The organism is Nereida ignava (assembly GCF_047114695.1).
GTDB classification, from domain to species: Bacteria; Pseudomonadota; Alphaproteobacteria; order Rhodobacterales; family Rhodobacteraceae; genus Nereida; species Nereida ignava.
The window spans coordinates 984,868-1,006,436 of the sequence record NZ_CP112885.1 but is presented as its reverse complement, the minus strand read 5'-3'; the positions used below and the strand labels follow the sequence as shown (position 1 = coordinate 1,006,436).

General features: G+C 50.7%; 25 protein-coding genes. 13 read left to right on the top strand and 12 right to left on the bottom strand.

All coding sequences use genetic code 11. From position 1 onward, the window contains the following. Positions 1 to 77 precede the first annotated feature (77 nt). Together OLX08_RS04985 and OLX08_RS04980 are read right to left on the bottom strand one after the other, a co-directional pair. Positions 78 to 434: a hypothetical protein gene (locus tag OLX08_RS04985; RefSeq protein WP_391482874.1), complete on the bottom strand. Its 357-nt coding sequence runs from the start codon at positions 432 to 434 to the stop codon at positions 78 to 80. A 123-nt stretch (positions 435 to 557) separates the two neighbouring features. Beyond that, positions 558 to 884: a DUF6626 family protein gene (locus OLX08_RS04980; RefSeq protein WP_391482872.1), complete on the bottom strand. Its 327-nt coding sequence runs from the start codon at positions 882 to 884 to the stop codon at positions 558 to 560. 148 nt (positions 885 to 1,032) lie between these two features. Between OLX08_RS04980 and OLX08_RS04975 the strand changes: the two genes are divergently transcribed. From OLX08_RS04975 to OLX08_RS04960, 4 genes are all read left to right on the top strand, one after another. After that, positions 1,033 to 1,674 carry a hypothetical protein gene (locus OLX08_RS04975; protein ID WP_391482871.1) on the top strand — a complete coding sequence of 214 codons (642 nt, stop codon included), beginning with the start codon at positions 1,033 to 1,035 and terminating at the stop codon, positions 1,672 to 1,674. Between the two features lie 436 nt (positions 1,675 to 2,110). Beyond that, the gene (locus OLX08_RS04970; protein ID WP_391482868.1) at positions 2,111 to 2,569 is read left to right on the top strand and encodes a hypothetical protein; all 459 of its coding nucleotides are present in this window, start codon (positions 2,111 to 2,113) and stop codon (positions 2,567 to 2,569) included. Next, the gene (locus OLX08_RS04965; RefSeq protein ID WP_391482866.1) at positions 2,562 to 2,888 is read left to right on the top strand and encodes a DUF3768 domain-containing protein; all 327 of its coding nucleotides are present in this window, start codon (positions 2,562 to 2,564) and stop codon (positions 2,886 to 2,888) included. Before OLX08_RS04970 ends, OLX08_RS04965 begins: the two co-directional genes overlap by 8 nt. A gap of 54 nt (positions 2,889 to 2,942) precedes the next feature. Beyond that, entirely contained in the window at positions 2,943 to 3,230 is a 288-nt protein-coding gene (locus OLX08_RS04960; protein ID WP_391482865.1) for a hypothetical protein, read from the top strand. Positions 3,231 to 3,484: 254 nt separating this feature from the next. Here the strand turns inward: OLX08_RS04960 and OLX08_RS04955 are convergent, their stop codons facing one another. After that, a complete protein-coding gene (locus OLX08_RS04955; RefSeq protein WP_391482863.1) occupies positions 3,485 to 4,264 on the bottom strand; it encodes a hypothetical protein in 780 nt (259 codons plus the stop codon). A gap of 182 nt (positions 4,265 to 4,446) precedes the next feature. On the opposite strand from OLX08_RS04955, the gene OLX08_RS04950 reads away from it, so the two are divergent. From OLX08_RS04950 to OLX08_RS04940, 3 genes are all read left to right on the top strand, one after another. Further along, a complete protein-coding gene (locus tag OLX08_RS04950) occupies positions 4,447 to 5,262 on the top strand; it encodes a hypothetical protein (protein WP_391482862.1) in 816 nt (271 codons plus the stop codon). Between the two features lie 77 nt (positions 5,263 to 5,339). Further along, the gene (locus tag OLX08_RS04945; protein ID WP_391482860.1) at positions 5,340 to 5,978 is read left to right on the top strand and encodes an AAA family ATPase; all 639 of its coding nucleotides are present in this window, start codon (positions 5,340 to 5,342) and stop codon (positions 5,976 to 5,978) included. Next, positions 5,978 to 6,706, top strand: coding sequence for a hypothetical protein (locus tag OLX08_RS04940; protein ID WP_391482859.1), 729 nt, complete (start codon positions 5,978 to 5,980; stop codon positions 6,704 to 6,706). Before OLX08_RS04945 ends, OLX08_RS04940 begins: the two co-directional genes overlap by 1 nt. Positions 6,707 to 7,456: 750 nt before the next feature. On the opposite strand, the gene OLX08_RS04935 is transcribed toward OLX08_RS04940, so the two are convergent. Further along, complete coding sequence (locus OLX08_RS04935) at positions 7,457 to 7,897, bottom strand: BLUF domain-containing protein (protein WP_391482858.1); 441 nt, start codon at positions 7,895 to 7,897, stop codon at positions 7,457 to 7,459. Between the two features lie 375 nt (positions 7,898 to 8,272). On the opposite strand from OLX08_RS04935, the gene OLX08_RS04930 reads away from it, so the two are divergent. Then, on the top strand, positions 8,273 to 8,839 hold the full coding sequence (locus OLX08_RS04930) for a tyrosine-type recombinase/integrase (protein WP_391482856.1): 567 nt from the start codon (positions 8,273 to 8,275) through the stop codon (positions 8,837 to 8,839). A gap of 242 nt (positions 8,840 to 9,081) precedes the next feature. On the opposite strand, the gene OLX08_RS04925 is transcribed toward OLX08_RS04930, so the two are convergent. The 6 genes from OLX08_RS04925 to OLX08_RS04900 form a co-directional block, all read right to left on the bottom strand. Then, complete coding sequence (locus OLX08_RS04925) at positions 9,082 to 10,749, bottom strand: acyl-CoA synthetase (RefSeq protein ID WP_391482855.1); 1,668 nt, start codon at positions 10,747 to 10,749, stop codon at positions 9,082 to 9,084. Between the two features lie 3 nt (positions 10,750 to 10,752). Beyond that, positions 10,753 to 11,553 (bottom strand): enoyl-CoA hydratase, encoded by an 801-nt coding sequence (locus OLX08_RS04920; protein ID WP_391482854.1) that lies wholly within the window; start codon positions 11,551 to 11,553, stop codon positions 10,753 to 10,755. A gap of 20 nt (positions 11,554 to 11,573) precedes the next feature. Then, a complete protein-coding gene (locus OLX08_RS04915) occupies positions 11,574 to 12,023 on the bottom strand; it encodes an OsmC family protein (protein ID WP_391482852.1) in 450 nt (149 codons plus the stop codon). A gap of 27 nt (positions 12,024 to 12,050) precedes the next feature. Beyond that, positions 12,051 to 13,193, bottom strand: coding sequence for a glycine cleavage T C-terminal barrel domain-containing protein (locus OLX08_RS04910; RefSeq protein ID WP_391482850.1), 1,143 nt, complete (start codon positions 13,191 to 13,193; stop codon positions 12,051 to 12,053). Positions 13,194 to 13,355: 162 nt separating this feature from the next. Then, the gene (locus OLX08_RS04905) at positions 13,356 to 13,847 is read right to left on the bottom strand and encodes an Lrp/AsnC family transcriptional regulator (RefSeq protein WP_391482849.1); all 492 of its coding nucleotides are present in this window, start codon (positions 13,845 to 13,847) and stop codon (positions 13,356 to 13,358) included. Positions 13,848 to 14,139: 292 nt separating this feature from the next. Beyond that, the gene (locus tag OLX08_RS04900; RefSeq protein ID WP_391482848.1) at positions 14,140 to 15,036 is read right to left on the bottom strand and encodes a LysR family transcriptional regulator; all 897 of its coding nucleotides are present in this window, start codon (positions 15,034 to 15,036) and stop codon (positions 14,140 to 14,142) included. 111 nt (positions 15,037 to 15,147) lie between these two features. Here OLX08_RS04900 and OLX08_RS04895 point away from each other — a divergent pair, with 111 nt between their 5' ends. After that, positions 15,148 to 15,600 (top strand): cupin domain-containing protein, encoded by a 453-nt coding sequence (locus tag OLX08_RS04895; protein WP_412535668.1) that lies wholly within the window; start codon positions 15,148 to 15,150, stop codon positions 15,598 to 15,600. Between the two features lie 112 nt (positions 15,601 to 15,712). Here the strand turns inward: OLX08_RS04895 and OLX08_RS04890 are convergent, their stop codons facing one another. Both OLX08_RS04890 and OLX08_RS04885 read right to left on the bottom strand, forming a co-directional pair. After that, positions 15,713 to 16,942 (bottom strand): tyrosine-type recombinase/integrase, encoded by a 1,230-nt coding sequence (locus OLX08_RS04890; RefSeq protein ID WP_391482846.1) that lies wholly within the window; start codon positions 16,940 to 16,942, stop codon positions 15,713 to 15,715. Positions 16,943 to 17,070: 128 nt separating this feature from the next. Continuing rightward, a complete protein-coding gene (locus OLX08_RS04885) occupies positions 17,071 to 18,105 on the bottom strand; it encodes a LacI family DNA-binding transcriptional regulator (RefSeq protein WP_391482845.1) in 1,035 nt (344 codons plus the stop codon). A 136-nt stretch (positions 18,106 to 18,241) separates the two neighbouring features. Between OLX08_RS04885 and OLX08_RS04880 the strand changes: the two genes are divergently transcribed. The 4 genes from OLX08_RS04880 (at position 18,242) to OLX08_RS04865 (ending at position 21,568) form a co-directional block, all read left to right on the top strand. Further along, positions 18,242 to 18,436, top strand: a complete 195-nt coding sequence (locus OLX08_RS04880) for a hypothetical protein (RefSeq protein WP_391482843.1) — start codon at positions 18,242 to 18,244, stop codon at positions 18,434 to 18,436. Between the two features lie 15 nt (positions 18,437 to 18,451). Next, a complete protein-coding gene (locus OLX08_RS04875) occupies positions 18,452 to 19,603 on the top strand; it encodes a TRAP transporter substrate-binding protein (protein ID WP_391482841.1) in 1,152 nt (383 codons plus the stop codon). Positions 19,604 to 19,715: 112 nt separating this feature from the next. Further along, positions 19,716 to 20,228, top strand: a complete 513-nt coding sequence (locus OLX08_RS04870; protein WP_391483171.1) for a TRAP transporter small permease — start codon at positions 19,716 to 19,718, stop codon at positions 20,226 to 20,228. A gap of 11 nt (positions 20,229 to 20,239) precedes the next feature. Next, complete coding sequence (locus OLX08_RS04865; RefSeq protein ID WP_391482840.1) at positions 20,240 to 21,568, top strand: TRAP transporter large permease; 1,329 nt, start codon at positions 20,240 to 20,242, stop codon at positions 21,566 to 21,568. Position 21,569: the final 1 nt, after the last annotated feature.

Sequence of the window (21,569 nt, the reverse complement as noted above, 5' to 3'; positions counted from 1 at the left end):
GTTAACACTCACACATAGTGATCCCGCCAATCTCACCGCCTTAGGCCCGCGTACACAGCGCATTAGATACCACTGCACTACAAGCCTCCTACAGTCCCCTGCGTTCCCTGTGGCTTAAGCTTGTCGTAGTCTGCTTGTGATGTTGCTGTACTGGTAGCCTGCGGCATGCCTGACGCAGACTGCTGCGGCTCTGGGGTAGGGGGCTTAGGCGCACTTGGCTTTGGCACAGCTGCAATAGCCTTACCCATACGTGACTTTGGCTGCTTCTTTGCTTTGACGTCGCCACCCTTTAGCCGTGTGTCCAACTTGTTAGCTAGAAAGCTTGCGGTATTGGCAAAGGTCTTAATGTCATCAACTGCCTGCTTAAGACTGCCCGTGCCAGAGCCTTTCTCAATCACATCGATTAATCTGCGCAGTTCATCGCGGTCATCCATGCCCAGCACCCACCTGTACAAAATGAGGTGATGCAAAATCACCAGCCAACTTCTGTAAGTACTTCCCGCCAAAAAACCGCAGCGCAGATTTTTGGGGCTGCAGAACCCATTTCAGATAAAAGCTCACGCGCCCATCCTCTCAGGCTCGCGCCACACCGCTTCTGCTTGGCGCGCTATGGCCTGATCGCAGAGGGCCTTTAGGCCAACTAACCTAGCGGCCCACTGCTTGTGCTGTTCAACCTCCGAGCCATTCAGCCGCGCCGCATAATGCCCCAGCTTGTTGGAGCAGATCGCCAGTGTCTCCACACTTGGCTCAATGCGGTTGTAGCGCAACACACGGATGTAGCCCTCACTGCGCCCAAGCCTGCTGCGGCAAAACTCGGGTGTGTTCTGGACAATCCCAGTGTGTATTAATTCGTCTCGTAAGTGCTCTAGTAGTCTTATGCTCATGTGCTGCCTCCAGTTGGATATGTGCAGCTGTATTTATCTCGTTGAACGGATATCCCTGCAGCCACTGAGCCCGCCCGTAAACACATAGGCATGCATCCGTTTCTGTCTGCTTTTGACGCCTCGTAGATAAATACACGAGGAGACAAACATGACGTATCACCAGCGCAAACACGAACGACAGGAGCTAAACGCATATCTTCTAAGCCAAGAGTGGAACGTGTTCGGCACGCTCAAGTTTGTAAACGGCAGAACTATTGGCAGACACAGCGCCAACAAACTGCTGCGCAGCTATTGGAATAAAGTGGATCGTACATTCTTTGGTAAAGCAGTTGAGCGTCAAAACATGCGGGTACCACGGTGGTGCTTTGCGCATGAAGGGTCAGACCACGAGAACTACCACATACACTTTGCACTGCTGGCACCACTCAAAGACACCGAACATATGTGCTGCATACTCAACGCTGTATGGGCGCAGCATCATGCTCAAACAGCGCCATTGGCAAAGAACTGGATCATGCCAGCACAAGACCGGGGAGCCATAGTAAACTATGTCACGCATGAGTATTGGCGCTTGGGCAGTAGTACGATCGCTGATGAACTAAGCTGGAGTACACAGCACTTGAGCACGTTTACACACGAGACCTTGAGCGAGCACTATGCTGAACAAAAGGCACATCGAATTCAAAGGGCGGCCAGCCCACTCTGGCTAAAGCAGGCACAACAGGCATTACACACACAACAGGCAGCATATGAGGCAAGCGGTGATTTGCAGATGATGGAGCGCGGCTAAGCCCCTCAAATCAACAGCATCTGTAGACAATTTAAACACTGTGATGTCGTAGGTTCAAAACCTTGGCACATCCTTGTTCACGAGCTGTTGTTCGAACTAACATCGTAAGACGAAGATCACACAGCAAGGATGTTTAAACGAACACAAAACAGCAACAAAGGCTCAAACGAACTTGATCAAACAGACAGAGACATAAGAGCTAAACACAGCGTCAGCGGAGCAAACCGTTAGACGCTTTTTTTATGGGCGTAGGGCGGTTGCAGTACGCTGCTTTAATGTCACCCTGTGAAGATACATGTGACTACTAGTACACCTAAGTCAGACCCCTCTAAATCTCATATTATCACATATAATCAGTTACTTGACTATCTTTTTGGTCGTCCGTCGTGTCATTTGAACATACGCTTTAGCTGTAACCAAACAGGGAGAAGCGGATATGACACATCTAGCAAAGCTCACATTCAAGACAGTTGATCGCAGTGCAAAACGCGATCCCATCATAGCACGACGTGATAAACTGGTCGCAGGGCTCAAAGAGCAAAAGCTGGTTCACGCGGCAGCGCTTAAAAAGGAAGATCACCGCGTTGAGCGACACAAGTGGATGATCAACGACATGGGAGAGCGTGTGATGGTCAAAACCCACCGCCGCATTCGCCCATGGTTCTTTGAGCAAGACGGTGGGTGGTATGTGCAGTGCAGATACGGAGCACGTGTGATTGCAGCTGATGGCACCAACAATGCTGTACTGGTCAAATCTCTAGAAGACGTAGCAGCTGTGCTAGATGCCTTGCTCAATGCAGCAGCGGCAGGGGAGCTAGACACAGCCATCACCAAGGTGGCCGAACGCCAACCACGCCTAAAGCCAGGGGCTGCCAAAGCTGCGGCAAATGCCTGATGCCATCACAGCTAAAATAGCTGCACTTAATGATCACGCACGGCGCTCATTCACAGGCTGTCGTGTTGTGATCACCCAAGGGGTGCAGGCATTAGATGACGTACCATCAGTGCTGGACCAAGTGCGCAGGTACAGCGCTTTCACGCCTGACAATGACCCCTATGGAGAACACGACTTTGGCTCGTTCCTTCATGGCGACATGACTATCTTTTGGAAGATCGATACCTATGACGTGGACCTACAGATGCAATCGCCAGACCCCACTGATCCAGCTGTCACCGCACGTGTACTTACGATCATGTTGGCAGACGAGTATTGATTTTGCACAAAAGTATCAGAATGACAGTTGCTGCATTCTGACTAAACTAATTCTATGTCCGACTCATCCTCACACCAGTTGCTATGGCAAGCAGTATTGTTTCAAGTTCTTCGGGACATCCGTGACGCGAACCGCAGTCATGAAGGACATAAAGATTTTGTCACTGCAGCACGGTGGGTTGGGAATTATCCATCCCGCGAGTTTAATGAAGTGTGTATGTGTGCAGGCCTGGAGCCTGACTTTGTGCACCCAAGATTTGTAAAGATCATCCAAGAGGCTGAGGCCAAAAGCGCTGCACGTAAAACCACAAAGAAAGCGCCTGTGGCAGTGGCTGCAGAATAGCCTGTATTAGATGGCGCAAGCCAGTTGGACGCATGTCAACACAAACACAGCAATTCTGCCCTGCAAAAAGTCAGCATTGACAGTCACGAGACAACATAGTTCAGAGCAAACACGCTGTTTTGACATGCAGTGTTAACACTGCACTTTAAAACACAGTGTTTGGCAGAAATAGCAAACACTGCATTTCCAAACACAGTGTTTGGTGTATTATATATTAAAAACAGATACATAGAATTTTTGGCGAGTTCTAATTTTTACCTATTTGCGGCTTTAGGGAACTCACCATACCCGACATTCTCGATGTATCGAGCCGCAATGCGTAGATAACGATTAGCTTGATTGGCAATGCTAACACGCACGCGCTTATTGTGAGCTTGAGCGTCCAGCGCTCGTCGTGTGCGTGTTTCTCCAAACTTGGACGTAGTTATTAGGTTGGCCTTGTAGCCAGCTATTATTCCTAACTCATAGGCCGATGCTTTGGGATGACCGGTGCGCAAATCCCAGATCGCGAGGATACGATGCAAAGTATGTGCTGATACATTCGCATACACAGGGTATCTTGCGGTTGAGCTGGTCAGGCTCTTCTTTTTTGGCACTATAGCGTGGGCTTGTAAGTGAAGAGCCTTTATCTCTTCGTGTATTTGGCTGAATGGCCTACTGGGGTCAATTTGATACCAGATACTACCTTCTTGATTGCAGGGTGCTTTATATTTTTGAGCTGAGCTTTGTTCAGCAAATAGACCTTGATGGCATCGCCACCATGTTAAGAAGTCACTTTCAAAAATGTTGCCAAAATCTTTGTAAAGCTTTGCTGATCGACCTGTGCCTTGGTTTGCACAGGTGTCTGCATATCTAGGGTTTCGCTTTAAAAAGGCCCACCACCAATAGTAAATTGATGATTTATACGTAGGAGCATCACGATAGGGCAGATTGCGCGGCACACGGAACCTCGAGCCGGCTGTCTGCTTTACGTCTGGCGGTGCAGTCAAAAATATCAGTGGCTGCTTTTTGCCCTTGGTGGTACCCGCAACCACGACTCCATCTCCATCATGATGAATATGGAGTCAAAACCTAGGGCACTTCTTCGATTAAACGAGTCTCAGCATGACATTAAAGTGCTGTGGCCCTCTGCTTCCTTAGAACGCTGTTCATAGGGATTGGGGCTTTTACTCAACGCTGTGCAGATGGCTGCAAGCTATAATCGAAAGGAAGAACCATGTCTGTTCAATCTCAAATCAAAACCGATATCCATAAACGTTTAGAGGCAATGCATACTGCGCGTGTCACGTGGGAAGAAGGTACACTGCGCGCATCAAACGATGAGCTCTATGCAATCCTCGAAGGTGTGTACGCCATGTATGCAGAGCTCAAAGCAGAAGTAGGCAAGCGCCGCGCTTTTGCGGCTTTACTGACGGACCTAGAGTTCAAATCACAAGCAAATACCAGTTTGGCGCTCAAAGTGATCCGCTATGTGTTTGCAGGCCAAGGACGCCGTGAAGATGCCTATGCCCGCGTGGTTGCAATTGCGCATGACATGAAGGGGCCAGACCAAAGCTTTACCAGCTATGTGCAAGAATGTGGCGGCTTAGAAGAAGTGCGCCGGGTGCCAACTGCCACTAAGAAGACAACCATGTCCAAAGAAGACTACCGCAAGCTTGCGCTCGAAGGCCTTCAAGAAGTGCAAGTGGGCGTGTCTACGTTTGAGCTGCCCAGCTTTATTCAAGCCAATACAGATTATGAAGAAGATTATGCAGTGGCTCTAGTCCGCTGTCATGACGACGGTACGGGGACTGTGGTCTATGGCTGCAATGAAGCAGGCATCATCGATGCTGTGCTGGTCTCATCAGGCAAAGACCTTGATCAGCGCACACAAGAAAGCCTCGCAAAGCTGGATGCAGGTGATCTGGCAACCAAACGTGCCCGTGATGTGCGTGAGTTTGCCTCCAAAATGATCCGCATGGGCAGCAAAACCACAGTATCTGCCAGCAGTGATGTTCATTCGATGAAGCCAGCAGCGCATACCTACGGCTAACTCTTGTCAGTTCGCCAAGTGGGGCAGCATGCACGCTGCCCCATCTTCCCCCTCATTTTCTATAGATGGAGGCATCAATGTCATTTGACCTCAAACACCTACCGCACAGTTTTGCTGATCTTGTAATTGCCGATCCGCTGAACGCAGCAGTCATTCAACAGTACTGCACACAACCGCCATCAAAGCCGCTGTTGCTGGCAGGACCACCCGGGGCAGGCAAAACCGAAGCTGCGCGTGTGATTGCCCAAAGCTATTTTGCAAATAACAACATTCAGCACATTAATTGGGAGCACAATGGAGCGACGCTAGGCAAATCGTACAACGATGTAATCATGTCTGAGATCAATCATCAGATGTTTGGCAATCCAGACAAAGCCCTGATCTTAATCAACGAGATTGATACGTTTGATCTGCGTACTGTGCAGCCTGTGTTCCGAGACTTCATGGACAGCAAACGTCACTTAATTCGCTTTGTCGCAACAACCAATCATAAGGCCAAAATTATGGGTGCGCTGCTTAGTCGGTTCCGCATGATAGATCTTACTCCGCCAAGCAACCTCGATTGGGTTGATCGGACTAAAGTCATTCTGGAGGCCGAAGGGCTGACACCAACGCGCAATGACGTTGTGCAGATGCTGCAGAGCTTCAAAGGGAGTGCCCGTGATCTGATCGATCTTATTGAAGAGACGGTAATCGCAAGTAAGGCGGTGGTGTGATGAACGTTATAAACATAACCGTGCCAAATGCTGTTCATCTTACTGAAGAAGAAGTCACACTGTTCGATTTGTTGCATACTTGTGGTCTAAGTCTTGTGATCGAAAATGCCTATGATATCGATCCAATCTTGTTTTATTTGCAATATGGACAGGCTGCAGAGCATGGCTCGAAATATGATTTAAGCTATTCATATTTTGCAGTTCTGGAACGTAGTTTTTGGTCTGCTGCGAGATGGAATTTAGCGCCTGGTGACGCACATAGCTTCATGTGGATCTATCGACACTTATCTTATGAACTTATAACAAAACTGCTTCGCGCTAAACTTAACGGTGGGTATCGCGAACTTGAATATCTCCCTTCAACCTACAAAGCAGATCACCCTAGCTTTGTCGCAAATGAAGCCAAATGGGCAAAATATTGTACGCTGCTTGCAATTGAAGGCTTCCCAATAAAGCTAGGTTACCGACTTGATCGCGCCATTGATTGGTTTTCCAGTTACGAGAGCCTTGAAGCACGGTTTGAGGATCATCCTGTGATTTTAAAAATGCGTCAAAGTTTACTTCGAGCAGGTAATCGTGGGCATCATGACTTCTGCGCAATTTTTGGTCGTAAGGCTCTGCAATTGCGACCTCATACAGCTGGAGTACGCAAATATATGACTACTCGTGGGTTCGATCGATTAGCAATGATGCGGCAGTACACATACGACAGTAAAAAAGGTGACTGAGACTGGAATATAACATCAATAAGCAAATCCGTGCATTTGCTGGTTCTCTGGTTCTCTGGTTCTCTGGTTCTTAAGGGCATCCAGTTTTGTACGGTTTTTTGCTGTCGTTGATAAATATACGTGAAGACTAAAATGGTTGTGCTGTCTTTATGATCGGCAACAGGCTCTATGCATCGTAAGATGCCCCAAGAAGATCCGAACACAGGTCACGCTGTGGCGGAGGATGTTAGGGATGCCGCGCAGTAGCCGAGCTGCATGTTCAACCGTCGCTGTGTCATCCAGCGTCTGCAAAGAGAGATGGCAGGAGTGGGAGACAAGGCTCGTAAGAGTACCCCACAGCCCGTATCCATGGTCAGTCATAGCTTTGGATGCATTGGGTGTGTTGCCGAAAAGGTGGCGCGTAAAGCTGACAGGGTAACCCCAGCTACCTGTAACAAGGTTGCGCTTATGACAGGCGAGAGCAACTCGGATGAGGTCTCGTCATGCCAAGGCTGCGGATAGCCTTGGTATGACTACACAATCTGGATGAGACCCCATTCATATATGATCATAGTGCTTAAGCTGTTTGATCTACTCAAATGTGAAACAAAAGACTGAAGGTGTTTGTGAATGAGCGAGAGCGATTGAACAAACAACGAAAGTCAGCTCGGCGAAGCTGAGCTTGGACAGCTAGAAACACATAATACACGATAGGGTTGGCAGAGTTCTGATCTTAGAACTTGAGCAAATGCAGTTAACTTATTTTGTCGGTTAGCTCTGCGCAGCTGTTTTACGCATGTAATCAATCATGCATTGTACAAACTCTTCGTCTTGTTTTGCCCAACCTACAAAGACGTCACGCTCTTGCTCAGTTACAAGATGGTATCCCATACCCCACTTGGCAAACAGTCGTTTGTCAGTGGTCTTGTCCGATAGTATTTTGACATTTGTGTGGCGACGATCTCGTTGGATCATACCCAATAGGTCCTCAAGAACGTCGTGCTCTCCTTCGAGCACCTGATAATACTTCAATCTTGTCCTGACCAAGTAGCCAGAGACGTCCATCTCGTCATTATGAGCTAATGCTGTATCGATGATATCTTTGTCTTCAGCGCTTGGAAAATCAGTAGTGGCAGTGCTTTCGTACAATATTGAGCGGATCATCGTAGAGCTGCGCTGCACTAAGTCGTTATGCTTTGGGTCGAGGGTCATACACGCTGCGTAGTTGAAATTGCCGAAAGTTTCAAATTGAGCCTGAGCAGCTACTACTTCGCTGATTGGATTATAACTTGGCACAGCGTGATTTAAATGCCAGGTTCTTGGCTTCGCAGTACTAATGCGCTGCTAAGTTCCGCTGTCTCCATGTTTTGGGAGGGATGTGTTGTAGACAGCGGAGCATAGCAGCAAGGCTTGTACTGAGCGCAATCACACAGCCCAAAACCTCATAGAACATACATAGTATGAGATTATTGCGTAAGTCATTGTAAAACATAGACTTCAGGAAAGACGTCTTTCCGGTAGGAAGACCAATATCTCAGACTTTATGCTCAAAGCTAACAAATGCTTAGGTTTTGAGGAGATAGCGCAATGCGCCAAGCACAGACACTGAACGATGCGCAGTTGCGCCGTGTGATACAGTACTGCCGCAGCAGACGTCATCCGCTGCGTGACGAGACAATCATACTCACAAGCTTCTACGCAGGGTTGAGAGCAAAGGAGATCGCAGCACTCACAGTGGGCAACGTGTTTGATGGGGCAGGCAGCGTACGCACACAGTTCATCCTTACAGCGGAGCAAAGCAAAGGTGGGCACACACGCACGGTGTATCTCAACCAACGCTTACGCAAAGCACTAGTCGAGTACAGCGCATCAATCCGCACAGCCAAGCCGCATCACGCATTGTTCGAGAGCCAAAAGGGTGGGCACTTCTCAGCTAACACTATGTGCCAGCTGTTCCTCGACATCTACAAAGCAGTGGGGCTCAAGGATGCATCAAGCCATTCGGGAAGACGCACGTACATCACACGGCTCGCAAACAAGGGAGTAGGGGTGCGGCTATTGGCAGAGCTGGCAGGGCACAGTCATATTTCCACTACTCAGAGTTATATTGATGTGAACGCTGAGCAGTTAAGTGAGGCAGTAGAGCTGTTGTAAGTGCTTTCGGCTCAGAGCCGACCTTTAGGCATGCTGCCGCGAACGCTGGCTTCGAGCCCAGTTTAAGCGATGCTGCAATCTGCTCATATGTCTTACAGATGAACCAAGCAGCTGCTTAGTGCACGATAGGCCAGCCCCAAACAAAAACTGCGTGGCGGTGAGGGTGTGATTTTGAGGTCTTCCCAACTTGTAAGTACAGAATTTGAGGGCTTGCCCTCCTGACAACTTAAGACAAGTTTCGGCTATCGAGCCTTGAACGTTTTATCTGCAGTTGCTTTCTGTGCGATATCTCTGGCTTGCTCGCGCAAGATAAATTTCTGGATCTTGCCAGTAGACGTCCGTGGGATCGGCATGAATACAAACTGCCCGGGCACCTTGTAGGTTGCCAGCTGCTCTTTGCACCATGCGCGCAAGGTCTCGGCATCCACTGCTGCGCCTCGAGCCAATTCCACAAAGGCACATGGCGTTTCGCCCCATTTCTCATGGGGCATAGCAACCACGGCGGCGATCTCGACTGCGGGGTGACGGTAGAGGGCCTCTTCCACCTCGATAGACGAGATATTTTCGCCGCCTGAAATGATGATGTCTTTGGAACGGTCCTTGAGCTGGATATAGCCGTCTGGATGACGCACGCCCAGATCGCCGGAATGGAACCAGCCACCAGCGAACGCCTCACGCGTGGCTGTCGGATTTTGGAAATAGCCCTTCATTACTACGTTGCCGCGAAACATTACTTCACCCATGGTTTTACCGTCGCGTGGAACCGGCAGCATGGTTTCTGGGTCCAGCACATTAAGGCCTTCAAGCGGAAGATAGCGCACGCCTTGACGGGATTTTAGCTTAGCCTGTTCGGCGGGCGGAAGGTCTGACCAGTCCTGATGCCAGTCATTCACCACAGCAGGGCCGTAAGTTTCTGTCAGCCCATACAAATGCGTCACATCAAAGCCTGCGGCTTTCATATCGGCCAGTAGCTTTTCCGGTGGTGGTGCGGCAGCAGTGAAGAATTGTACCACATGGCCGAGATTGCGCTTCTCGTCCTCAGGGGCCGAAATGATCAGGGACATGACAATGGGCGCGCCGCATAGGTGGGTGACACCTTCATTTGCCAGAGCGCTCCAAATTGGTTCTGCCCGCACCTGACGCAGACAGACATGGGTCCCGATTATCGCCGAAAGGGTCCACGGGAAGCACCAACCGTTGCAATGAAACATCGGCAGCGTCCAGAGGTAGACCGCGTGCTTGGCCATCGATGTCGTCAGCGCATTGCCCTGCGCCAACAAATAGGCACCGCGATGGTGCGAAACGACCCCTTTTGGATCGCCTGTTGTACCCGAAGTGTAGTTGATCGAAATGGCGTCCCATTCGTCCAGCGGCATCAGCCAGTCAAAGTCGGAATCACCCGTCGACAAGAAGGCCTCATAATCCTGCGCATCAGTCGCAGTTGCAGGCGCCGTGAATTCGGCATCGTCGTATTGGATCACAAGCGGTTTCACCGTTGCCAGCGCTAGCGCGTCTTGCATCAAGGGCATGAATTCGCGGTCGACGATGACGATTTTGGACATCGCATGGTCTAGTTGAAACGCGATCACCGATGCATCGAGGCGGGTGTTTACAGAGTGTAAAACACCGCCGCACATGGGCACCCCGTAATGGCATTCCAACATCGCAGGCGTATTGGCCAGCAAGGCTGATACTGTATCACCGCGCCCGACGCCTTCTCGTGCCAAAGCGGAAGCCAGCTGACGCGATCGTGCGTAGAATGCACCATAACTGCGCCGCAATACGCCATGCACGATCGCTGTGTGATCAGGAAAAACCGAGGCCGCCCGTTCCAGAAATGTCAGCGGCGTCAGTGGCTGGTGGTTTGCAGGATTGCGGTCAAGATTGGTGTTGTAGGGGTTTGTCGTCATGGTTCAGGCGTCTTGCCATTCGGGCGCGCGCTTCTCAATAAAGGCACTGATGCCTTCACGCGCGTCTTGCGCCAGCATGTTATCGACCATCACACTGGAGGCATAGTCGTAGGCGTCATGCAATGTCATTTCGCGCTGTGTGTAGTAGGCGCGTTTGCCCGTGGCGAGCGTCATGCTGGATTTCGACGCAATCTTGCACGCCATTTCCATCGTGGCCTCTTGTAGCGCTTGGGGGGCTACAACACGGTTCACAAGACCAATCTCTGCGGCCCGCGCTGCGGATGTCATATCGCCTGTCAGCAGCATCTCCATCGCGTGTTTGTCAGCTACATTTCGCGACAGAGCCACCATTGGGGTAGAGCAAAACAGCCCGATATGCACGCCTGGTGTACTGAACTGAGCCGTGTCCGCAGCAATCGCCAGATCACAGCTTGCCACTAACTGGCAACCTGCGGCCGTCGCAATGCCAGTCACTTCGGCGATCACGGGTTTGGGGCAATTCACGATGCCTTGCATCAAGCCCGCGCACATCGCCATGACATTTGCAAAATACGCCCTCCCACCATCCTCGTGCCTGCGCCCAGCTGTCATCTCCTTGAGGTCATGACCCGCGCAAAATGCCGGGCCATTAGCTGCCAAGACAACGATCCTCACCTGTGGATCAGCTCCTGCATCGGCAAACGCAGCCCCTAATGCTGCAAGCATCGCTTCGGACAAGGCATTGCGGCGCGCAACATCGTTCAAGGTTAGGCGCAATATGCCGTTTTTGCCCAGATTGGTGAGCAGGATGTTAGATGTGGTCACGGGACTATTCCTCTTGGATGCTAAAGAATGTTGATCTTGACACTGTCGGCCAAGGTGTTTGCAATAAAGCAATAGCGGTGAGCCCGGTCTTGCATCTGTGCGAGCTGATCGTCACCCACCGAAAAGCCAGTGTCGAAACGCACTACAGGATGCAGGTCAATCCGCGTCACCGACATCTGGCCTTTGGGGTTTTTACCCAAATGCGCTTCGGCGTAATCGTGATAGCTGGCCACGGGCCAGCCCGCTTTTGCCGCAAGCGCCAGAAAGGTCATCATATGACAACTAGACAAGGCCGAGGCGAGCGCTTGCTCAGGGTTCGTGTTGTCCGGATTTCCGCCCCAATCAGGGGCAGAATCCACAGGCAAGCCGTAGTGGTCGTTGTATTGCACCGTGTGCTCGTTTGAATAAGCATCCGTTTGCAACACGGGACTGGCGCGCTGCCAATGCAGCTCGATCGCAAGGTCTGACATGTATGTCTTCTTTCGTGCTGGAGGGCGTTAAGCTGCCACGATTTGCTTTTTCGGGTCATAGAACGGGCGCTCGCAAATAGTCGCGCTGACGGGTCCAGACTTTGTGATGACCTCGACCTGCGCACCGATGTTGGCGTGTTCTGCCGCCACCATAGCCAGCGCGATGTTCTGTCCCAAACGTGGGGAATAGACCGCAGATGTTACCTTACCGATTGGGGCGCCGTCAGAACTGATTTCCCAGAACGTCGTGTTCGGGCCGGTCAGCGGATCACCGTCGATGATCAGGCCGATTTGCTTACGACTGACGCCTTCTTCCTTGATACGGCGCAAAGCCGCTTTGCCGATGAAATCAGCCTCCATGTCCAGATTGACTAGCCGATCAAAGCCCAGCTCGAACGGGTTGGTGCTCATGTCGGCGTCAGCATGGTAGGACAGCATCCCGCCTTCAATGCGGCGAATAGAGGATGTGTGCCCGGGCTTGAGGCCAAACTCTAGACCCGCAGCCATGATGGTCTCCCATAACAAATCACCCTTAGAACCGTCACGCAAATAAATTTCATATCCCAGCTCACTGGACCAACCCGTGCGGGACACGATTAGTGGGATGCCGTTCAACTCGACCTCGCGCAGCCAATAATAGCGCATGTCCATGATATCGTCGCCAAAGAGAACACGCATGATTTCGCCAGACTTGGGCCCCTGCAATTGCAAAGGTGACACATCAGGCTCGCCAATCGTGACATCAAGGCCCGAATGTATCGCAACGCCCTGCGCCCAAAGCAAGATGTCGCTGTCGGCCAGTGAAATCCAGAAGTGGTTTTCGGCAAGCCGCAGCAAAATAGGGTCGTTGAGAATGCCCCCATTTGCGTTAGTGATTAGGATGTATTTGCACTGGCCCACGGCCATCTTCGAAAGGTCACGGCAAGTCAGCATCTGGGTGAATTTTGCTGCGTCTGGCCCAGTAATCTCGACTTGACGTTCAACTGCCACATCACAGAGGATCGCCTCATTAACGAGGTTCCAGAAGTTTTGCTCAGGATCACCGAAGTCACGTGGGATATACATATGGTTATAGACTGAAAATCCTTTGGCACCCCAACGCACAGTGGCGTCAAAATAGGGTGACTTCCGGATCTGTGTACCAAAACCAAAATCATCTTTTTGCATCATGACATTCTCCCGCTATTGTCGGTGATCTCAATGATCAACGACCACCATTTTCAATTTAAGAATGTAGTATTGAAGTCAGGCGAATGTGGTCTGAAGTTTTACGATTTTCGGACCATACCGGCATATTTTTTGTCGATAGCAGGACTGTTTAGGCTGAATTGGCTATTTTGAATTTGCTTTTGCCAATTTTGAAACGTTGGGCAAACTTGATTTCACCTGTCGAGTTGCAAAGTGTGTCATATAACGGTCAATTCCAATATCTTCAGCATGGAAGTCTTCCATTAAGTCTTGAAATGTAGCGAGGCTGGGACTGATGACTTTCATGATATAATCAACGCCACCGCCAGTAGCTATACAATCTATGATTTCATCCCGACTGCTGATAAACGCCTCAAATCGTTCAAAATCTGCTTTTCGATGACGGCTCAAAGAAACTGTGACGATTACCTGAGCGAAGTCGGCTAACCGACCTAATTCAATATCTGCATGATAGCCGCGAATATATCCACCAGCTTTCAGTCTTCCTAGCCGTGCCCAGCATGGTGTCGCAGAAAGGCCACTAACCTCAGCAAGCTTGGCTTTGCTCAATTGCCCATGCTGCTGCAGCGCGCTGAGGATACGAATGTCCGCGGCATCAAGGAAAAGTCTCTTCATTAAGTCAGATCTTTCATGTTTTTAGGACGCCTAACCGTTGGATGATATCAAGCTATGCTACTCCTCACCATAACACTACGGCAGAGCTGGCAGGGCATAGTCATATAAGCACCACCAAGATGTATATTGATGTGAACGCTGAGCAGCTGAGTCAAGCGGTGGAGCTATTGTAGGCGCTTTTTGCCTGTTGCGGACTTTGGTGCCTGTTGAAGCTAACGGCGACAAGAAGCACACTCTGACTAAAGCTGCATAACCGACGAATGGCTGCTTCGAGGCATTCTTAACTATCAATTTAGCCAGTTTCGGTATCCAAAAATTCCTCCTGCAGCCAGTTTTCAAACACCAAAACCACAGATCGTTTTGAACGTTTGGACCTCGGCCGCATGAGGTAATGTGCGCTTGGCGTTGGAACGTCTGTTCCAATAATCGAAACGCGCGCCGCCGTGGCATTTGCCATCTCAACCAGACGCTTGAGAACAACCGCATACCCGCCGCCATTCGCAACTAGTTCAATCGCCGCTGTCATTGTATCAACATAGAGTTCGTCTGCGCTCGTCGGTAACGCCAGATCATGGGCCGCCAAATACCTCACCCAGTCCGCTTCCTGCCCTAAAATGCGGATAAACGGGCCGTTCAACAATTGTTTAGGATCAAGCGTTGCATTACCCAAATGCACAGGCCCAATAGGGACCATCACATCATCTGACAAGCGTTCAGACGCAGCATCCGTCCAGTCGCCCCTACCCACACGCAGTTCCACATCGACGTGATCAAACCCAGTTGTGTCCGTCCAGATGTTAGACACGAGACGGATATCGATGTCAGGGTGGACCAATTTGAATTTGGGCAGCCGCGGAGCCAGCCAAAGAGCGGAGGTAGAGATCGGCGCTTTGACGGTGATTGTCTCGTTGCGGGTTGCCCCAAAAAGGCTGGCGGTGGCAGCGTCGATATCCGCTAAAGCTTGCCTGATTGTCGAAACATAAGCCTGCCCGATATCACTCAAAGAGAGGTGACGCGCCTTGCGATGAAACAGACGGCTCCCCAATTGCTCCTCCAGTGTTCGAACATGAAGGCTTACGGCAGTTTGGGTTAGCCCCAACTCGGCTGCGGCTGCAGTGAAGTTCAGATGACGAGAGGCCGCTTCGAACGTGCGCAGCCATGTCAGGTTGATCTGTTTTTCAAACATCATCTACCACCAAAATATTTTGCCTATAATTTATGTTTTTAGTCGCTTTTACTTTTCATGCAAGTCGTAGAAAGCTCAGCCCACAAAGATACTGTTTGGTCAGGAAATCACCCCATGCCTATGTCTCAGCTCGACACCTTCGCACTCGAACAAAATCCTGTTCCCGTAGCCGCAAATGACAATCCAATTGGCTTTGTTGCGGCGTTGGATGATCAGCCTATTGAAGGAGGATTTGATCCGGTCTTTGGCGATGTGACGTGGCAAACACTGATTTCTGGTGACAAGACGCAGTCGAACGGTTTGGTTTTGGGTGTCGCAACCTTCGCAGCAGGCGGCGTTTTGCACCTGCATCGCCATACACCACCCGAATTTTACTTTGGCCTTACAGGGTCGGGTACAGTCATGCTGGATGGGCAAGCCGTCGAAATCGTACCCGGGTCGGCCATTTTCATACCAGCCAACGCGGAACACGGCGTGACTGCCGGACCGACAGGTTTGACCATGGCTTACGGGTTTGGCGAGGATGCCTTTTCACAGATCGAATATAGATTTTCAGCGGCTCAATAATTATTAGCGGACTTTCATAAGCTCTTTATCAAAGTCTGCTTCGTCTGCAGTGCAAACCTCCGCCCAGACCGCCACGAATGACAGCTCTCCGCCCACAGTTCATAAACCCTGGCTACCCTGTCCCCTCAAACTCCTCTCTGCTCAGCTCATACCGCTTGCCGGTGAGCATGTCCTTCTTAAGGCGTGGCGTGAGATGACTGTAATGCCGCTCAATCATGCCTATGCTTGTGCCCATCTGTACGGCGAGTGCGTGTATATCCATGCCGTCGTTGAGTAGGGCGAATGTCGCATAGGTGTGACGTAGACTGTAGAGAGTGCGGTTCTGCCCTGTACGTGGACAGGTAATAAGCCCTGCGTCTGTGACGAACTTGCGGAATGTCTGGTGTATGTTCTTGCTAACGGTTCCATCAGGCAGCCTGAACACAGGCAGATCAATGCGCTGCTTGAGTAGGTCCTCAAAGGGAATGTGGCGTATGTCTTCAGACCGCTCATGTATGCGCTTGAGATAGTTCAGCGTGCCACTGCGACAGATGATGTCTCTGCGCCCAGTCTTTCCTGTCACGCTCATCTCTAGGTACTGCTGACCACCGTCCTCAAACAGGGTCACATGCTTCCACATGAGGTTCAGGGCCTCTGTGCCGTGCCGCATGCCTGTATTGGCTAGGATCAGCACATAGTCCCGCATGAGGTGGCGCATGTCTGTGGGCTTGCCCGCTTTGCCAGCCTCAATCCAGCTGGGCAGCTTACGAATAAGCGTACGGTATTCCTCGCGGGTAAAATCAGGACGCCGCTCACTCTTCTCCCCACGGTTCACCATTAAAGGCACACTCTTGTGGGCAATAAAGCCACGGGCCACGGCTTCATCAAACACACGGTTCATAGCTGAGTTATGCGTGTTGAGCGTAGAAGCCTTTGGCTCACGGCCCATCTTCTCGCGCCGCCACTCGTAGAATGCCTGTATCTTTTCGTAATCAATGGTGGTCACAAACTGCGCCCCAAAGAACGGGATGAGGTAGCGCTCAATACACACGATGTAATCAGCAAACACCTTGCGCCCTAAACCCGCATCCAGCTGCTTGCGCATATCCGCAATGGCCAGCTTGGCTACATCAGAAAACTTCTTGGTCACAACGGGCAGGTCGTTCTTGTGGCGGAACTTGTACTCAAGAAAAGTCTCGCGGGCATACTCCTTGGCCTCGGCCAAATCGCGTTTGCCAGTGCTGATGCGGATCGTGTGCCCATCAATCACAAAGGCTGCCTGCCAGCGCTTGCTGCGCTCACGCCGATACACACGCACCTCGCCGTCTAGTATCAGATGTGTATCATCACGCAGCTGCCGCATGTCCTGCTCCTCACAGCGACACTACGGCAGGGTGCACCAACAAGTCTACGGAAGTGTGTATAAGAGAAAGAGACAGATTTTGCCTAAAATGAATAAACCTAGTTATTGCCGTTTTACTGGCTGGCTTACTAATTTGCTCCTGGCGTCGAAATTCGTTTCAAAGAAGCACGCATCTCGATAAATACATCCAACTGGTGAAATGCCTTCTCGCCTTTTTTTTCAATTAAGTTAATCAGGCTTTTGGCGGCAATGTGGCCCATTTGACGATGTGGAACGTGAACTGTAGTTAGGGCAGGGGAGACATGCTTAGCTAGTTCGATATCATCAAATCCGGTAATTGAAATATCGTCTGGAACTTTAATGCCCAAATCACGCGCTTTTGAAATTGCACCTGTTGCAAGCACATCGTTTCCACAAATAATAATTGAGGGTCTTGGGGTCGCCTGGACAAGCTGTTCTAAGGCAACGCCACCGTTTTCTGTATCATATGGTGTTTGAACAATAGCAAGTTTGTCTAGGGAACCACCATGAGCCTGCCAGCTATCTTTGATGCCAGCAAGTCTTTCAGCGGCACGGTCATTGCCTTCAGTGATTCCTGAAATTATCCCAATTTGCCGATGACCCATTTCAATTACTTTGTCAGTCAACATTCTCATCGCAGCTCGATTATCAAAGCCGACATAGGCGTGATCTGAGTTTTGTCTTGAGGCCCAAGCTAGAACAACAGGAATATCACGCTGAGCTAAAAAGTCGTAAATGGCCTCGTCGCGTTCGAATCCAATCAGCAGCAGGCCGTCAGCACCACGCGCCACCAGTTCACGGATTTGCTGAGCTTCCCTCTTTGGCTGATAGGCGCTGCTGGACACAAGCAAATTATACTTTTGTTCAAAAAGTGTTTCTTGAAACGCCTGTAAGCCGCGTGCAAAAATCGCATTCTCCATCGTGGGAATGATTGCGCCAACCGTATGAGACTGCTTCGCGGCCATCGCACGCGCGTGGTAATTTGGGGTGTAGCCGAGCTCTTCGACTGCTTTCATTACCATTTCTACCGTTTTTGCGGCGACTTTTTGGTTTTCATTCAAACAGCGAGATACAGTCGCAGTTGAAACACCAGCGGCTTTGGCAACGTCGCTTAGAGTGGGGATGCATGGTTTAGTATTCATCTAGTCGCAGTGTTTTCAACATTAGTACTTGGTATATGTATGCTAACACATTCAAATATAAAATATGTAAACGCTTGCAATTTATTTTTGTAAGCGCTTACACTGGTGGTGGGACTGGGCAGCGAGGAGGATTGTCATGTTTCTCATTGGTGCACTTATTGTTTTCTTGATCTTCTTTTTGAACGTAGCCCTCGGCGCTTTTGCGGATGCTGCCGTTCTTGGAGATATTGGAGAAATGCTGGTTCTGTCTTTTGCGGCGGTTCTTTTCGTCGTCGCTATTCTGAGAAAAGAGGCTGATCGTTCGAAGAATGACGACAGCGAACAAGTTTAAAGGGAGGAGATCCAAATGGATCATAAAGATCGTAAAGAGATTGCGTCGCTAGAGCGTAGGAACTTTTTAAAGGTTGCATCAACTGGGGGGTTTACTGCAGCTCTTGTCGCAGGTGCTGCGGGTACGCTTTGGTCGAGCGAGGCTTCAGCGCAATCGGCTAATGAAGAACGTGAGCGCGAGGCCGCTGCTGAGTATACCATGACAATTGCAACAGCTTATGTCCTGGGTGCATCGCGAAGCTACCCGATTATGCAGCTCGACCTTAAGGAAAATATCCAGAACGCGACCAACGGCAGGGTTTATGTAAAGTTAGCTCCTGGTGGTCAGTTGGGGGCAGGTGGTGCATTGGTTCAGGCCGTCCAGGGTGGTACGATCCAAGCAGCTCAGCACTCACTGTCTAACTTCGCGCCATTTGCGTCAACTGTTGACCTGATCAATATGCCGTATCTTTGTGGGTCCAACCAGCGTTTCACTAACCTAGTAAACTCTGATTTTTGGAACACAAACGTTACACCAAAAATTGAGAAAAACGGTTTTAAGCCATTGTTCTACGTCAATATTGACCCGCGTGTTGTTGCTGTCCGGAAGGGTGGCGCAGGAGCTGTCTTAACGCCCGGCGACCTGGATGGCGTAAAGTTCCGTGTGCCAGGCTCCGCTATGCTGCAGCAGTACTACCGTATGGTTGGTGCTAACCCGACTCCGGTAGCATGGGGTGAAACACCTTCAGCGATCCAGCAGGGTGTAGCAGATGCGCTTGATCCGTCAGTTGGTGCGTTGTTCGTATTCGGCTTCAAGGACATGCTATCCCATGTGACTTTCACGCAGGCGGTACCGGACTCGCAGGTGTATTCGTGCAACCTCGAATGGTTCAACTCTATGCCTGCGGACATTCAAGAAGGCATCATGTGGGCTTCCGAGATGACTGGCCACCAGAACCTTGCAAAGGTGCCATCGGCACGTGCGCATGCCATGGCCGAGCTGGCCAAGGCTGGCGTTGAATTCCACAGCCTTAGCGATGATCAGTTAGCTGAGTGGAAAGATGCGGGCGGTTATCAGCGTTCTGAGTGGGACGAGTTCAAAGTCAAACTCGCCGGTTCCATGGATGCTTTTGCGCAGATGGAAGAAGCTGCCTCGACCCAGGGCAAATATTACGTACACGACGCGTAATTAGAACGTGTCGGGCGCTTACGTAGCGTCCGGCACACTTTCTCTCCGACATGCAAAACGGTTGGCGCAACGGATGTGCGTTGTTTTTGCATGGCAACCGATTGGACGGATTATGGAATTCCTGTGCCGACTTGATAAAAACGCGGAACGCTGGCTGCTTTTGATATTTTACGTCATGCTGGTCATTACTATGGCGGTCGAAGTCTTGCGCCGTGAGATTTTCGCATATTCGTCCATCTGGGGCGAGGAAATCGTACGTTACTCCTTCATTTATCTGGCTTGGATTGGAGCCTCCGCCGCCGTCAAAGAACGTGCGCACATTCGCATTGACGTGGTTATGCATTACCTGGGTCAACGACCCAAAGCGCTACTTTATATGTTCGGCGATGTTGTAATGCTGATTGTGGCGGTGATCGCACTTTATTGGTCGTTTGAATCTGTCCATGTGTCTTGGAAATTTGGCTCTGTCACGGACGGTTTACGGCTTTCCAAAGTCTGGTTTCTTATGGCTGTCCCTACAGGGTTTGGCCTGATGATTTGGCGCTTGCTGCAGTCGCTTCGCTGCGATTTCATTTCCCTCAAGACTGGCAAGCCGGTCTATGAGGGCGACACTCTATTTGATTGAGGAGCGGTACGATGCTCTGGAATACTGTTGCGCAAACTGTTGAGCTTGGTTGGGATTTTTATGTGCCCGTCATCCTGTTCGTGGCGCTTATCGCCATGGCCGTGCCCGTTTGGGCGGCAATTGGGTCGTCTGCTATTTTGATGTTGCTCATGTCAGGGGATCTGCCGCTCAGCCTAGTGGGTGAGCGGTTATTCACTGGCATTGACGCCTTTGCACTGACAGCGATCCCGCTGTTTATCCTGACCGGCGACGTGTTAGTTCGCACGGGGCTGAGTCGTAAGTTTCTAGATGTTGCTGAAGCCCTGACCTGTTTTACCAAAGGCGGTTTCGGCTCCGCTACCGTGCTGGTTTGTGGTATGTTTGCGGCGATTTCGGGCTCTGACGCGGCGGGTGCAGCTGCGGTGGGTCGCATGACGATCGCGCGTCTGGTCGAGGCCGGTTATCCACGCCCCTATGCCTGCGCTTTGGTGGCCGCGGGCGCATGTACTGGTATTCTTATTCCGCCCTCGATTGCTTACATCATCATCGGCCTTGTACTGGGTGTGTCCGCATCAACTTTGTTCCTCGCGGCCTTGATCCCCGGCCTCTGTATCCTGTTCGCGATCTTGATAACCAACCTCGTTGTGAACCGGATCTACGCTTATGAGGGCGGCGGCAATCTGACGATTATGGAATGGCTTGGCAATCTGGGCCGTTCGCTACAATCTGGCTGGTATGCGTTCATCGTGCCCGGTATCATTTTTTATGGGATTTTCTCGGGCCGCCTGACCCCGACCGAAGCCGGTGCAACAGCCGTCGTGGTTACAATTTTGATGGGTTTTCTACTTAGGACGCTGAGCTTTGCGGACTTTCCCGCGATGCTGGTCAGCTCTGCCAAGGTCAACGGTGTGATCCTTCCGATCATAGCCTTTTCCGCACCGCTAGCTGAGGCCTTGGCAATTATGGGCGTCCCGCAAGGCTTTGTCACTTCTGCAACTAGCCTTACTACTGAGCCTTGGATCCTGATCCTGTTGATGATCGGTATCCTGATCGCCGCTGGCTGTGTAATGGAAACGACACCCAACATCGTGATCTTGGCACCTATCCTTCAACCATTGGCCGAAAACATTGGCATGAACGAAATCCAGTTTTGCATCATGATGATCACTGCGCTTGGGGTGGGTTTCATCACTCCACCGCTCGGCCTCAATCTCTTTGTTGTCTCAGGTATAACAGGTGAATCGATCCTAAAGATCGCCGTGCGCGCGGTGCCCTTTGTATTGTGCATGTTTGTCGTGGTCTTGTTTATCGCTTACGTGCCTGCCGTTTCGACAACTTTACTTCCAGATATCTATAAGTAGG

What these genes read in the sequence shown, in the direction of transcription:
- OLX08_RS04985 (WP_391482874.1), bottom strand. Translation starts at nt 434, where the DNA reads ATGGATGACCGCGATGAACTGCGCAGATTAATCGATGTGATTGAGAAA.
- OLX08_RS04980 (WP_391482872.1), bottom strand. Translation starts at nt 884, where the DNA reads ATGAGCATAAGACTACTAGAGCACTTACGAGACGAATTAATACACACT.
- OLX08_RS04975 (WP_391482871.1), top strand. Translation starts at nt 1,033, where the DNA reads ATGACGTATCACCAGCGCAAACACGAACGACAGGAGCTAAACGCATAT.
- OLX08_RS04970 (WP_391482868.1), top strand. Translation starts at nt 2,111, where the DNA reads ATGACACATCTAGCAAAGCTCACATTCAAGACAGTTGATCGCAGTGCA.
- OLX08_RS04965 (WP_391482866.1), top strand. Translation starts at nt 2,562, where the DNA reads ATGCCTGATGCCATCACAGCTAAAATAGCTGCACTTAATGATCACGCA.
- OLX08_RS04960 (WP_391482865.1), top strand. Translation starts at nt 2,943, where the DNA reads ATGTCCGACTCATCCTCACACCAGTTGCTATGGCAAGCAGTATTGTTT.
- OLX08_RS04950 (WP_391482862.1), top strand. Translation starts at nt 4,447, where the DNA reads ATGTCTGTTCAATCTCAAATCAAAACCGATATCCATAAACGTTTAGAG.
- OLX08_RS04945 (WP_391482860.1), top strand. Translation starts at nt 5,340, where the DNA reads ATGTCATTTGACCTCAAACACCTACCGCACAGTTTTGCTGATCTTGTA.
- OLX08_RS04940 (WP_391482859.1), top strand. Translation starts at nt 5,978, where the DNA reads ATGAACGTTATAAACATAACCGTGCCAAATGCTGTTCATCTTACTGAA.
- OLX08_RS04935 (WP_391482858.1), bottom strand. Translation starts at nt 7,897, where the DNA reads ATGACCCTCGACCCAAAGCATAACGACTTAGTGCAGCGCAGCTCTACG.
- OLX08_RS04930 (WP_391482856.1), top strand. Translation starts at nt 8,273, where the DNA reads ATGCGCCAAGCACAGACACTGAACGATGCGCAGTTGCGCCGTGTGATA.
- OLX08_RS04925 (WP_391482855.1), bottom strand. Translation starts at nt 10,749, where the DNA reads ATGACGACAAACCCCTACAACACCAATCTTGACCGCAATCCTGCAAAC.
- OLX08_RS04915 (WP_391482852.1), bottom strand. Translation starts at nt 12,023, where the DNA reads ATGTCAGACCTTGCGATCGAGCTGCATTGGCAGCGCGCCAGTCCCGTG.
- OLX08_RS04910 (WP_391482850.1), bottom strand. Translation starts at nt 13,193, where the DNA reads ATGATGCAAAAAGATGATTTTGGTTTTGGTACACAGATCCGGAAGTCA.
- OLX08_RS04905 (WP_391482849.1), bottom strand. Translation starts at nt 13,847, where the DNA reads ATGAAGAGACTTTTCCTTGATGCCGCGGACATTCGTATCCTCAGCGCG.
- OLX08_RS04900 (WP_391482848.1), bottom strand. Translation starts at nt 15,036, where the DNA reads ATGATGTTTGAAAAACAGATCAACCTGACATGGCTGCGCACGTTCGAA.
- OLX08_RS04895 (WP_412535668.1), top strand. Translation starts at nt 15,148, where the DNA reads ATGCCTATGTCTCAGCTCGACACCTTCGCACTCGAACAAAATCCTGTT.
- OLX08_RS04890 (WP_391482846.1), bottom strand. Translation starts at nt 16,942, where the DNA reads ATGCGGCAGCTGCGTGATGATACACATCTGATACTAGACGGCGAGGTG.
- OLX08_RS04885 (WP_391482845.1), bottom strand. Translation starts at nt 18,105, where the DNA reads ATGAATACTAAACCATGCATCCCCACTCTAAGCGACGTTGCCAAAGCC.
- OLX08_RS04880 (WP_391482843.1), top strand. Translation starts at nt 18,242, where the DNA reads ATGTTTCTCATTGGTGCACTTATTGTTTTCTTGATCTTCTTTTTGAAC.
- OLX08_RS04875 (WP_391482841.1), top strand. Translation starts at nt 18,452, where the DNA reads ATGGATCATAAAGATCGTAAAGAGATTGCGTCGCTAGAGCGTAGGAAC.
- OLX08_RS04870 (WP_391483171.1), top strand. Translation starts at nt 19,716, where the DNA reads ATGGAATTCCTGTGCCGACTTGATAAAAACGCGGAACGCTGGCTGCTT.
- OLX08_RS04865 (WP_391482840.1), top strand. Translation starts at nt 20,240, where the DNA reads ATGCTCTGGAATACTGTTGCGCAAACTGTTGAGCTTGGTTGGGATTTT.